Genomic DNA, 11,961 nt, shown 5'->3' with positions numbered 1-11,961 from the left:
ACAGATTGGTGCAGTACGGTTTTTGCGATGGCCAGCACATCGGAGATCCTCGCGAGCACCGTGCTCGCGCTGGCTGACCGCGGCGCCGGGGTTCCGTTGCGCGAGTTGGCTCTTGTCGGGCTGACCGCCGCGATCATCACCTATTTCGCCACCGGCTGGGTGCGGGTGTTCGCCACCCGGGTCGGAGCGGTGGCCTATCCCCGCGAGCGTGACGTCCACCTCAAGCCGACCCCACGGATGGGCGGCCTGGCGATGTACGCGGGCGTCGTCGTTGCGGTCTTCCTGGCGTCTCAGCTGCCCGCGCTCACCCGCGGCTTCATCTACTCCTCTGGCATGCCTGCGGTCGTGGTCGCCGGTGGACTGATCATGGGCATCGGGCTGATCGACGACCGGTGGGGCCTGGACGCGCTGACCAAGTTCGCGGGCCAGATCACCGCTGCCAGCGTCCTGGTCACGATGGGCGTGGCGTGGAGTGTGTTGTACATCCCGCTCGGCGGCGTCGGCACCATCGTGCTGGACCAGGTGTCGTCGATTCTGCTGACTCTGGCGCTGACGGTGTCGATCGTGAACGCGATGAACTTCGTCGACGGCCTCGACGGGTTGGCGGCGGGCCTCGGGCTGATCACCGCCCTGGCGATCTGCATCTTCTCGGTCGGACTGCTGCGCGACCATGGCGGCGACGTGTTGTTCTACCCGCCCGCGGTGATCTCGGTGGTGCTGGCAGGCGCGTGTCTGGGGTTCCTGCCGCACAACTTCTACCGCGCCAAGATCTTCATGGGCGATTCCGGCTCGATGCTCATCGGCCTGATGCTGGCCGCCGCCTCCACCACCGCGGCCGGCCCGATCTCGCAGAGCGCGTACGGCGCGCGCGATGTGTTCGCCCTGCTCTCGCCGTTCCTGTTGGTCGTCGCGGTGATGCTGGTGCCGGCGCTGGACACGTTGCTGGCGATAGTCCGCCGCACCCGGGCCGGCCGCAGCCCGCTGAGCCCGGACAAAATGCATCTGCATCACCGGCTGCTGCAGATCGGGCACTCGCATCGTCGTGCCGTCCTGCTCATCTACCTGTGGGTGGGCATCATCGCCTTCGGTGCGGCGGCCACCATCTTCTTCGACCCGCGGTACACCGGGGCGGTCATGCTTGCCGCGATCGTGGTCGCCATCGTGGTCACGTTGATCCCGCTGTTGCGCCGCCGGGACGACGATTACGAGGGACTTTACGACAGTAAGTAGTAGACGTGTTTTCTGCCGTCTACCATGTGGTACGGTGCTGGCAGAACCCAGCCGAGACACAGCAAGAAACCTCGCGGGTTGCCGGCCCGGCCCATCGGATTCACGTCCGATCGGCGCCGATTTACGACCGACAAAGGGAGCTGCCCCTTGGGTGATTCCAGCGCGCCTGCCGCCCTCCGATACGCTCGGCGGACCAGGACGAAGGATCACTTGACCGGCTCCCCAGAACGCAAGATTGAGGTGAACCTGTGACGACACCAGCGCAAGATGCGCCGTTGGTGTTTCCGTCCGTTGCCTTTCGGCCCGTTCGGCTCCTTGCGATCTGCGCTGCGCTGACCGCCCTCGCGGTGGTGCTGGCCGCGGTGGCCGGCCACCTCCTGTTCGGGGTTTTCTTCGGCGTCGGCCTGGCGCTGGGTCTGGTCAACGCCATTCTGGTTCAGCGGTCGGTGGAGTCGATCACCGCCGGTGACCACCCGCTCAAGCGCAAAATGGCACTGAATTCCGCGACCCGGTTGCTGGTGATCACCTCGATCGGCTTGGCCATCGCGATCATCTTCCGGCCGCTGGGGCTGGGTGTGCTCTTTGGTTTGGCGCTGTTTCAAGTTCTTTTGGTTTTGAGCACCGCGTTGCCGGTGTGGAAGAAGATTCGCACGGGCGACCACGACGCCGACGTAGTTGCAAGCCCCGGAGCTGCCGGCTCCGCCGACGAAGCACCGAAGGATTGACCACGCGATGAGTGAACGCATCCTCGCCGAGGCCGCCATCGAGGTCGGCCACCACGACACCGCCACGTGGCTGGGTATGACGGTCAACGTCGACACCATCATGGCGACGGCGATCGCCGCCGTGATCGTGATCGCGCTGGCGTTCGTGCTGCGAGCGAAGGTCACCTCGACCGGCGTGCCCAGCGGCGTGCAGCTGCTGTGGGAGACGCTGACGACTCAGATGCGGGGCCAGATCGAATCCGCGATCGGCATGAAGATCGCCCCGTTCGTGTTGCCGCTGGCGGTGGCGCTGTTCATCTTCATCCTGATCGCCAACTGGATCTCGGTGCTGCCGGTGCAGTACGGCACCCCCGACGGTGGTACCCACGAGCTGCTCAAGCCGCCGGCCGCCGACATCAACTTCGTGCTCGCGCTCGCCCTGTTCGTGTTCTTCTGCTACCACGCGGCAGGCATCTGGCGTCGCGGCCTGATCGGCCACCCGGTGAAGCTGCTCAAGGGCCACGTCGCGTTCCTCGCGCCGATCAACCTCGTCGAGGAACTGGCCAAGCCGATCTCGTTGTCGCTCCGACTTTTCGGCAACATCTTCGCCGGCGGCATCATGGTCGCGCTGATCGCGCTGTTCCCGCCGTACATCATGTGGGCGCCCAACGCGATCTGGAAGACCTTCGACTTGTTCGTCGGCCTGATCCAGGCGTTCATCTTCGCGCTTCTGACGATCCTGTACTTCAGCCAGTCGATGGAACTGGAAGAAGACCACCACTAAAAGACGTGTTCGACCCAAGGACCACCCACTCACCTGGTAGGAGTCCTACCAGCAACCAAGGAGGATAAGTAATGGCAGACCCTCAAATCGTCATGGGAGCCCTGATCGGCGGCGGGCTCATCCTGGGCGGCGGTGCCATCGGCGCCGGTATCGGTGACGGCATCGCCGGCAACGCCCTGATTTCCGGCATCGCCCGGCAGCCCGAGGCCCAGGGCCGGCTGTTCACGCCTTTCTTCATCACTGTTGGTCTGGTGGAAGCGGCGTACTTCATCAACCTGGCGTTCATGGCCCTGTTCGTGTTCGCCACGCCTGGCGCTTCCTAGTCGGCATGGGGGAGCACAGCGTCACTCTGTTGGCGGCCGAGGAAGGTGGCACCCAGAACTTCCTCGTCCCCAACGGCACCTTCTTCTTCGTACTCGCGATCTTCCTGATCGTGCTGGGCGTCATCGGCAAGTTCGTCGTGCCGCCGGTCCAGAAGGTGCTCGGTGAGCGCGAGAAGATGGTCGCCAAGACCACCGAGAACAACCGCAAGGCCACTGAGCTGGACGCCGCCGCGGACTCCGACTTCCAGAAGGTGATGGCCGAGGCCCGCACCGAGGCATCGGGGATCCGCGACGAGGCCCGGGCCGAGGGTCGCAAGATCCTCGAGGAGCACCGGGGCCGCGCCAGCGAGGAGGCTGCCGCAACCCTGCAGCAGGCGGCCGATCAGCTCAAGCAGCAGAGCGACAGCATCTCCGGGGACCTGAGGTCGTCGGTGGACACGCTTTCTGCCACGCTGGCCAGCCGCGTTCTGGGTGTTGAGGTCTCCAGCGAGTCGGCGACAACGGCGCCGGGACGGTAGGACATGTCAACCTTCATCGGACAGCTCATCGGCTTCGCGGTCATCGTGGCCATCATCTGGCGGTACGTCGTGCCGCCGCTGAAGAAGATGATGGCCAACCAGAAAGAGGCCGTCCGCACTCAGCTCGACGACAGCGCGAAGGCTGCTGCGCGGTTGGCTGATGCCGACAAGCATCACGCCAAGCGGGTCGACGAGGCCAAGGCTGAAGCCAAGCGCATCGTCGAAGAGGCGCGGGTCGATGCCGAGGGCATCACCGCGCAGCTGCGTGCGCAGGCAGATGTCGAGGTGGAGCGGATCAAAGTCCAAGGTGCGCAACAGGTTCAGTTGCTGCGCGCTCAGCTGATTCGGCAGTTGCGCCAAGACCTCGGCAGTGAGTCGGTGCGCCGCGCGGGCGAGTTGGTGCGTGCGCATGTCGCTGACTCGCAGTCGCAGTCCGCCACCGTCGACCGCTTCTTGGATGAGCTGGATTCGATGGCGCCGGCGGCCTACACGCCTGAGGCAGGGTCGGATCTGCGGTCGGCCAGTCGCGACGCGCAGGCCGCGGTGGTCGAGAAGTTCGACGCACTGTCCTCGGATCTGTCGGCCGATGCGTTGTCCGCCCTGTCCGATGACCTCGCGTCGGTGGCCGGGCTGCTGATCGCAGAACCTATCCTCGCCCGCCATCTCGCGGAGTCGTCCGGAGAGGTCGACGCCAAGAAGCAGTTGGTTCACCGCCTGCTGGACGGCAAGGTCGGCGACAAGACGCTTGAGCTGCTCGAGACCGCGGTGTCGGTTCGCTGGTCGTTGACGTCGGATCTGGTCGACGTGGTCGAGCATGTCGCGCGGCTGGCACTGCTGACCCGTGCGGAGCGCGAAAACCAGGCCGACGAGGTGGAGGAGCAGCTCTTCCGTTTCACCCGCATCCTGGACGAGCAGCCCCGGCTGACCTCCCTGCTGGGTGACTACGCCGCACCGGCCGCCGGCCGAATCGAGTTGCTGCGCAAGGTCCTCAGTGACGGCACCGGAGCCAACGCGACCGCGACCGCCCTGCTGGTTCAGACCGTCAGCCTGCTGCGCGGCGACCGCGCCGACGAAGCGGTGCTCGCACTCGCGCAACTTGCGGTCGCCCGGCGCGGCGAGGTCGTCGCTCAGGTCAGTGCGGCTGCCGAGCTCAGTTCGGAGCAGCGCACCCGCCTGACCGAGGTGCTGACCCGGATCTACAACCACCCTGTTTCGGTGCAGCTGAACATCGATCCCTCTCTGCTGGGCGGCCTTTCGGTCGCCGTCGGCGATGAGGTGATCGACGGGACGTTGTCCTCACGGCTGGATGCAGCTGTGACGCGGCTTCCCGATTAGCCGACCGACTGACCGGCCTCAAGGCCACCCGAACCCCAAGACCCATAACAAAGGCAGGAAGACGAAAAGCCATGGCAGAGTTGACAATCTCGGCTGACGACATCCAGGGCGCCGTCCAGGAGTACGTCTCGAGCTTCGAGGCGGATACCGGGCGCGAGGAGGTCGGTACCGTCATCGACGCCGGCGACGGCATCGCCCACGTCGAGGGCCTGCCCTCGGTGATGACCCAGGAACTGCTGGAGTTCCCCGGCGGCGTGCTCGGTGTCGCGCTGAACCTCGACGAGCACAGCATCGGCGCGGTCATCCTCGGTGAGTTCGAGAAGATCGAAGAGGGTCAGCAGGTCAAGCGGACCGGCGAGGTGCTCTCGGTGCCCGTCGGCGACGCCTTCCTGGGCCGCGTCATCAACCCGCTCGGCCAGCCGATCGACGGTCAGGGCGACATCGAGGCCGAGGGTCGTCGCGAACTCGAGCTGCAGGCACCGTCGGTGGTGCAGCGCCAAGGCGTCGGTGAGCCGCTGCAGACCGGCATCAAGGCCATCGACGCGATGACCCCGATCGGCCGCGGCCAGCGCCAGCTGATCATCGGTGACCGCAAGACCGGCAAGACCGCCGTCTGCGTCGACACCATCCTCAACCAGCGGGAAGCGTGGGAGACCGGCGATCCCAACCAGCAGGTGCGCTGTGTCTACGTCGCGATCGGCCAGAAAGGCACCACGATCGCTTCGGTGAAGCGGGCCCTCGAAGACGGTGGCGCGATGGAGTACACCACCATCGTCGCGGCGCCGGCTTCCGACGCCGCTGGCTTCAAATGGCTTGCGCCGTACACGGGTTCGGCCATCGGCCAGCACTGGATGTACAACGGCAAGCACGTGCTGATCGTGTTCGACGATCTGTCCAAGCAGGCCGACGCCTACCGCGCGATCTCGCTGCTGCTGCGCCGCCCGCCGGGCCGCGAAGCCTTCCCCGGCGACGTGTTCTACCTGCACTCCCGCCTGCTGGAGCGTTGCGCCAAGCTGTCCGACGAGCTCGGCGGCGGCTCGATGACCGGTCTGCCGATCATCGAGACCAAGGCCAACGACATCTCGGCGTTCATCCCGACCAACGTCATCTCGATCACCGACGGCCAGTGCTTCCTGGAGTCCGACCTGTTCAACCAGGGTGTGCGCCCGGCCGTGAACGTCGGTGTGTCGGTGTCCCGCGTCGGTGGTGCCGCCCAGATCAAGGCGATGAAAGAGGTTGCCGGTTCGCTGCGTCTGGACCTGTCGCAGTACCGCGAGCTGGAGGCCTTCGCGGCGTTCGCATCCGACCTGGATGCCGCGTCGAAGGCTCAGCTGGACCGCGGTGTGCGCCTCGTCGAGCTGCTCAAGCAGGCCCAGTACAGCCCGATGGCGGTCGAGGATCAGGTCGTCGCGATCTTCCTCGGCACTCAGGGGCATCTGGATTCGGTTCCGGCCGAGGATGTTTCGCGCTTCGAGTCCGAGTTCCTGGAGCACGTGAAGGCCAGTCACTCCGAGATCCTCGAGGGCATCAAGGAGTCCAAGAAGCTTTCCGAGGACGCCGAGAAGAAGCTGGTCTCGGTCATCGACGAGTTCAAGAAGGGCTTCGCCGCATCTGACGGCAGCTCTGTGGTCGCTGACGAGCACGACGCCGAGGCTCTGGATCCCGAGGACCTGGAGAAGGAATCGGTCAAGGTCCGTAAGCCGGCGCCCAAAAAGAACTAGTAGAAGAGCTATAGGAAAATGGCAGCCACACTTCGCGAACTACGCGGACGTATCCGCTCCGCCTCGTCGATCAAGAAGATCACGAAGGCTCAGGAGCTGATCGCCACGTCGCGGATCGCCAAGGCGCAGGCCCGGGTCGATGCGGCTCGGCCCTACTCCAGCGAGATCACGAATATGCTCACCGAGCTGGCGGGCGCGAGCGCGCTCGATCACCCGCTGCTCGTCGCGCGGGAGAACCCACGCCGGGCCGGTGTGCTGGTGGTCTCGTCGGATCGCGGTCTGTGCGGCGGCTACAACGCGAACGTGTTGCGCCGGGCCGAGGAACTCTTCTCGCTGTTGCGGGAAGAGGGCAAGGATCCGGTGCTCTACGTCGTCGGCCGGAAAGCGCTGGGCTACTACAGCTTCCGTCAGCGCGAGGTCAAGGAGTCGTGGACCGGCTTCTCCGAGCGGCCCGAGTACGACAACGCCAAGGAGATCGCCGACACCCTGGTGACGGCGTTCATGTCCGGCGTCGACGACGAGGGTGACGAGGCCGGCGCCGACGGAGTCCTCGGTGTCGACGAACTCCACATCGTGTCGACGGAGTTCAAGTCGATGCTGTCGCAGACAGCCGCGGCGCTGAGGATCGCTCCGATGGTCGTCGAGTACGTCGGCGAACCGGAAACCGGCCCGCAGACCCTGTTCTCGTTCGAGCCCAATGCCGAGGAGCTGTTCGATTCACTGCTGCCGCGATACATCGCCACGCGTGTGTACGCGGCGTTGCTCGAGGCGGCGGCGTCGGAGTCGGCATCTCGTCGGCGCGCCATGAAGTCGGCGACCGATAACGCCGACGATCTCATCAAGGCACTCACGCTGGCGGCCAACCGCGAACGTCAGGCGCAGATCACCCAGGAAATCAGCGAAATCGTCGGTGGCGCCAACGCGCTGGCCGACGCGAAATAGGCCACACAGGAAGCGAAGAGAGAATGACTGCTGCCGTAGAGACCAAGACCGCCGGACGCGTCGTCCGCATCACCGGCCCCGTGGTGGACGTCGAGTTCCCGCGTGGCTCAGTGCCCGAACTGTTCAACGCGCTGCACGCCGAGATCACCTTCGGCGCGCTGGCCAAGACCCTGACCCTCGAGGTTGCCCAGCACCTGGGTGACAACCTGGTGCGCTGCATCTCCATGCAGCCGACCGACGGCCTGGTGCGTGGCGTCGAGGTGTCCGACACTGGCGCCTCGATCTCCGTGCCGGTTGGTGACGGGGTGAAGGGCCACGTGTTCAACGCCCTGGGCGACTGCCTCGACGACCCCGGCTACGGCAAGGACTTCGAGCACTGGTCCATCCACCGCAAGCCGCCGGCCTTCGCCGACCTCGAGCCGCGCACCGAGATGCTGGAGACCGGCCTCAAGGTCGTCGACCTGCTGACCCCGTACGTGCGTGGCGGCAAGATCGCCCTGTTCGGCGGTGCCGGCGTCGGTAAGACCGTGCTGATCCAGGAGATGATCAACCGCATCGCCCGCAACTTCGGTGGCACCTCGGTGTTCGCCGGCGTGGGGGAGCGCACCCGTGAGGGCAACGACCTCTGGGTCGAGCTCGCGGACGCCAACGTGCTCAAGGACACCGCGTTGGTGTTCGGCCAGATGGACGAGCCGCCGGGCACCCGTATGCGCGTCGCACTGTCCGCGCTGACCATGGCGGAGTTCTTCCGCGATGAGCAGGGCCAGGACGTGCTGCTGTTCATCGACAACATCTTCCGGTTCACCCAGGCCGGGTCCGAGGTGTCCACCTTGCTCGGCCGTATGCCGTCTGCGGTGGGTTACCAGCCGACGCTGGCTGACGAGATGGGTGAGCTCCAGGAGCGCATCACCTCGACGCGTGGTCGTTCCATCACCTCGATGCAGGCCGTGTACGTGCCCGCCGACGACTACACCGACCCGGCGCCGGCCACCACGTTCGCGCACCTGGATGCCACCACCGAGCTTTCTCGCGCGGTGTTCTCCAAGGGCATCTTCCCGGCGGTGGATCCGCTGGCGTCGAGCTCGACGATCCTGCACCCGAGCGTGGTCGGTGACGAGCACTACCGGGTCGCCCAGGAAGTCATCCGGATCCTGCAGCGCTACAAGGATCTTCAGGACATCATCGCGATCCTCGGTATCGACGAGCTCTCCGAAGAGGACAAGGTGCTGGTGTACCGCGCCCGCAAGATCGAGCGCTTCCTGAGCCAGAACATGATGGCTGCCGAGCAGTTCACCGGCCAGCCCGGTTCCACGGTGCCGCTCAAGGAAACCGTCGAGGCCTTCGACAAGCTGGCCAAGGGCGAGTTCGACCACCTGCCCGAGCAGGCGTTCTTCCTGATCGGCGGCCTGGACGACCTGGCGAAGAAGGCCGAGAGCCTCGGCGCCAAGCTGTGACGGTACAGACGCGAAAGGTGATGTGAGATGGCCGAATTGGACGTCGACATCGTCGCCGTCGAGCGCAAGATCTGGTCGGGTAAGGCGACGTTCGTCTTCACCCGCACCACGTCGGGCGAGATCGGCATCCTGCCTCGGCACATCCCGCTCGTGGCACAGCTCGTCGATGACGCGATGGTGCGTGTCGAGCGCGAGGGCGAGGACGATCTGCGGATCGCCGTCGACGGCGGTTATCTGTCGGTCACCGAGGAGGGCGTGACGATCCTCGCCGAGTCCGCGGAGTTCGAGTCCGAGATCGACGCGGACGCCGCCAAGTCCGATGCGGAGTCCGATGATCCGCAGACCGCCGCCCGGGGTCGGGCGCGTCTGCGCGCCCTAGGCCAGATCGACTAGTCGAGAGCCAGCGACTGATGAGCGCGCCGATGATGTTCATGGTCGCGCTGGTCAGTGTGCTGGGACTTGTCGTCGCGGCCCTGACCTACCGGTTGTGGAAGCTTCGGCAGGGTGGGACGGCGGCGATTCTGCGTGACACCCCGGCGGTCGGTGGGCACGGCTGGCGGCACGGGGTGATCCGTTATCGCGGTGATGAGGCCAGGTTCTATCGGTTGTCGAGTCTGCGGTGGTGGCCTGATCGCCGGCTGAGCCGGCGCGGGCTCGAGGTCATCGCACGACGTGGTCCGCGTGGCGACGAGTTCGACATCATGTCCGACGCGATCGTTGTGCTGGAACTGCACGACACGACCGGCGAGCGCGGACGCGGATACGAGATGGCGCTGGACCGCGGTGCGCTGACGGCGTTTCTGTCCTGGGTGGAATCGAGTCCGTCGCCGCGTGCGCGGCGCCGCACGGCCTGAGCTATTTCTTCGCAGGCCCTTCGGCTTTGCCGCCGCCGGGCTGCCACAACACGTCACCGCCGGGATTGGCCACCCGGCACAGGATGAACAGCAGGTCGGATAGCCGATTGAGGTACCGCGCCGGCAGTGGGCTGACGGTATCGGGGTAGGCCCTGACCGCGACCCACGCCGAGCGCTCGGCGCGCCGGGTCACCGTCCGCGCGACATGCAACAAGGCCGACAGCGGGGTGCCGCCGGGCAGGATGAACGAGTTTAGTGCCGGCAGGTTTTCGTTGTAGTGATCGCACCACGCCTCGAGCCGCTCTACGTACGGCGCGGTGATCCGCAACGGCGGATAGTCGGGGTTTTCGACGACCGGAGTGGACAGGTCGGCGCCCGCGTCGAACAAGTCGTTTTGAATCTGCACCAGGACTTTGCGCAGGTCCTCGTCGGGTTGGCCCAGGGCGACGGCCACGCCGAGCGCGGCATTGGCCTCGTCACAGTCGGCGTACGCGATCAGCCGCGGGTCATTCTTGTCCACCCGTGAGAAATCACTCAGTCCGGATGTCCCGTCGTCGCCGGTCCGGGTATAAATGCGGGTCAGGTGTACTGCCATGAGTGAAACCGTACCGGCCTGGTGGCACGTTGCAGGGCCGTGCCTCCACTAAACTAACGGCCGTGGGCGAGCGTTTCGTGGTGACCGGCGGCAACCGGTTGTCGGGCGAAGTCGCCGTTGGGGGCGCCAAAAACAGCGTTCTGAAACTGATGGCGGCCAGTCTGCTGGCCGAGGGCACCACCACGATCACCAACTGCCCCGACATTCTTGACGTGCCATTGATGGCGGAGGTCCTCCGCGGCCTCGGCGCCAACGTGGAACTCGACGGTTCGGTCGTGCGGATCACCTCGCCCGACGAGCCAAAGTACGAAGCGGACTTCGCCGCGGTGCGCCAGTTCCGGGCCTCGGTCTGTGTACTGGGACCGTTGGTCGGACGGTGTAAACGCGCGCGGGTCGCACTGCCCGGTGGCGACGCGATCGGCTCGCGCCCACTGGATATGCATCAGGCGGGGCTTCGGCAGCTGGGCGCCGACTGCACGATCGAGCACGGCTGCGTGGTAGCCACCGCCGAGCGTTTACACGGTGCGGAGATCCAGCTGGAGTTCCCGTCGGTGGGGGCGACCGAGAACATCCTGATGGCTGCGGTGGTCGCCGAGGGTGTCACCACGATCCACAATGCGGCCCGCGAGCCCGACGTCGTCGACCTCTGCGAAATGCTCTGCCAGATGGGCGCCCACATCGAGGGCGCGGGTACGTCGACGCTGACGATCACCGGCGTCCCGCGGCTGCACCCGACCGAGCACCGGGTGATCGGCGACCGAATCGTCGCCGCGACCTGGGGGATCGCCGCGGCGATGACCCGCGGCGACATCGCGGTCACCGGGGTGGACCCGGCTCACCTCCAGCTGGTGTTGCACAAGTTGCACGACGCGGGCGCCACCGTCACCCAGCACGACAACGGGTTCCGGGTGGTGCAGTACGACCGCCCGAAGGCCGGCAATGTCGCGACGCTGCCGTTCCCGGGTTTTCCCACCGATCTGCAGCCGATGGCGATCGCGTTGGCGTCGATCGCCGACGGGACGTCGATGATCACCGAGAACGTGTTCGAGGCGAGGTTCCGGTTCGTCGAGGAGATGATCCGCCTGGGCGCGGATGCCCGGACGGACGGCCACCACGCTGTGGTGCGGGGGATCCCGCAGCTCTCGAGTGCGCCGGTGTGGTGTTCGGACATCCGGGCCGGCGCCGGTTTGGTGCTGGCCGGGCTGGTCGCAGACGGAGAAACCGAAGTTCACGACGTGTTTCACATCGACCGGGGCTACCCGCTCTTCGTGGAGAATCTGGTGCGACTTGGAGCTGAGATAGAACGCGTGTAGTGTAGGCAGTCGGCCAGCCGCGCCGGACCCGGAGACGGGAGGGCAGCGGCAGTTGACGCCGCCAAAGACTTGTAGTAAGTTGGTGGGGTTGCCTGCTGGCGGATGCTAGCCGGGTGTGTTGTTTGAGAACTCAATAGTGTGTTTGGTGGTTTTTGTTTGTTGTTGTTTTTTGCCGTGCCCTGATACCC

13 protein-coding genes are annotated in these 11,961 nt (G+C 65.8%); 12 read left to right on the top strand and 1 reads right to left on the bottom strand.

Annotated features, from left to right (window positions below; genetic code table 11):
- The first annotated feature begins 27 nt into the window (after positions 1-27).
- The 11 genes from BST42_RS26915 (at position 28) to BST42_RS26865 (ending at position 9,865) form a co-directional block, all read left to right on the top strand.
- A complete protein-coding gene (locus BST42_RS26915) occupies positions 28-1,230 on the top strand; it encodes a glycosyltransferase family 4 protein (protein ID WP_083122773.1) in 1,203 nt (400 codons plus the stop codon).
- 248 nt (positions 1,231-1,478) lie between these two features.
- Positions 1,479-1,955, top strand: a complete 477-nt coding sequence (locus tag BST42_RS26910) for an ATP synthase subunit I (RefSeq protein ID WP_083122772.1) — start codon at positions 1,479-1,481, stop codon at positions 1,953-1,955.
- Positions 1,956-1,962: 7 nt separating this feature from the next.
- Positions 1,963-2,718 carry a F0F1 ATP synthase subunit A gene (atpB, locus tag BST42_RS26905; RefSeq protein ID WP_083122771.1) on the top strand — a complete coding sequence of 252 codons (756 nt, stop codon included), beginning with the start codon at positions 1,963-1,965 and terminating at the stop codon, positions 2,716-2,718.
- A gap of 71 nt (positions 2,719-2,789) precedes the next feature.
- On the top strand, positions 2,790-3,041 hold the full coding sequence (locus BST42_RS26900; protein WP_036343982.1) for a F0F1 ATP synthase subunit C: 252 nt from the start codon (positions 2,790-2,792) through the stop codon (positions 3,039-3,041).
- A 5-nt stretch (positions 3,042-3,046) separates the two neighbouring features.
- Positions 3,047-3,559, top strand: a complete 513-nt coding sequence (locus tag BST42_RS26895) for a F0F1 ATP synthase subunit B (protein ID WP_083122770.1) — start codon at positions 3,047-3,049, stop codon at positions 3,557-3,559.
- 3 nt (positions 3,560-3,562) lie between these two features.
- The gene (locus BST42_RS26890) at positions 3,563-4,894 is read left to right on the top strand and encodes a F0F1 ATP synthase subunit B/delta (RefSeq protein ID WP_083122769.1); all 1,332 of its coding nucleotides are present in this window, start codon (positions 3,563-3,565) and stop codon (positions 4,892-4,894) included.
- Between the two features lie 71 nt (positions 4,895-4,965).
- On the top strand, positions 4,966-6,615 hold the full coding sequence (gene atpA, locus BST42_RS26885) for a F0F1 ATP synthase subunit alpha (RefSeq protein WP_083122768.1): 1,650 nt from the start codon (positions 4,966-4,968) through the stop codon (positions 6,613-6,615).
- Positions 6,616-6,633: 18 nt separating this feature from the next.
- Positions 6,634-7,557, top strand: a complete 924-nt coding sequence (locus BST42_RS26880) for a F0F1 ATP synthase subunit gamma (protein ID WP_083122767.1) — start codon at positions 6,634-6,636, stop codon at positions 7,555-7,557.
- A gap of 23 nt (positions 7,558-7,580) precedes the next feature.
- On the top strand, positions 7,581-9,011 hold the full coding sequence (gene atpD, locus BST42_RS26875; protein ID WP_083122766.1) for a F0F1 ATP synthase subunit beta: 1,431 nt from the start codon (positions 7,581-7,583) through the stop codon (positions 9,009-9,011).
- Between the two features lie 27 nt (positions 9,012-9,038).
- Entirely contained in the window at positions 9,039-9,404 is a 366-nt protein-coding gene (locus tag BST42_RS26870) for a F0F1 ATP synthase subunit epsilon (protein WP_083122765.1), read from the top strand.
- Between the two features lie 17 nt (positions 9,405-9,421).
- Positions 9,422-9,865, top strand: coding sequence for a DUF2550 domain-containing protein (locus BST42_RS26865; protein ID WP_083122764.1), 444 nt, complete (start codon positions 9,422-9,424; stop codon positions 9,863-9,865).
- Position 9,866: 1 nt separating this feature from the next.
- Here BST42_RS26865 and BST42_RS26860 read toward each other — a convergent pair whose 3' ends face one another.
- A complete protein-coding gene (locus BST42_RS26860; RefSeq protein ID WP_083122763.1) occupies positions 9,867-10,460 on the bottom strand; it encodes a cob(I)yrinic acid a,c-diamide adenosyltransferase in 594 nt (197 codons plus the stop codon).
- 62 nt (positions 10,461-10,522) lie between these two features.
- On the opposite strand from BST42_RS26860, the gene murA reads away from it, so the two are divergent.
- The gene (murA, locus tag BST42_RS26855) at positions 10,523-11,773 is read left to right on the top strand and encodes a UDP-N-acetylglucosamine 1-carboxyvinyltransferase (protein WP_083122762.1); all 1,251 of its coding nucleotides are present in this window, start codon (positions 10,523-10,525) and stop codon (positions 11,771-11,773) included.
- Positions 11,774-11,961: the final 188 nt, after the last annotated feature.

Origin of the sequence: Mycolicibacterium rhodesiae (assembly GCF_002086695.1) — a bacterium.
Taxonomy (GTDB): domain Bacteria; phylum Actinomycetota; class Actinomycetes; order Mycobacteriales; family Mycobacteriaceae; genus Mycobacterium; species Mycobacterium rhodesiae.
Note: the sequence above shows the minus strand (reverse complement) of the source record. Positions and strands in the feature narration are given on the sequence as shown.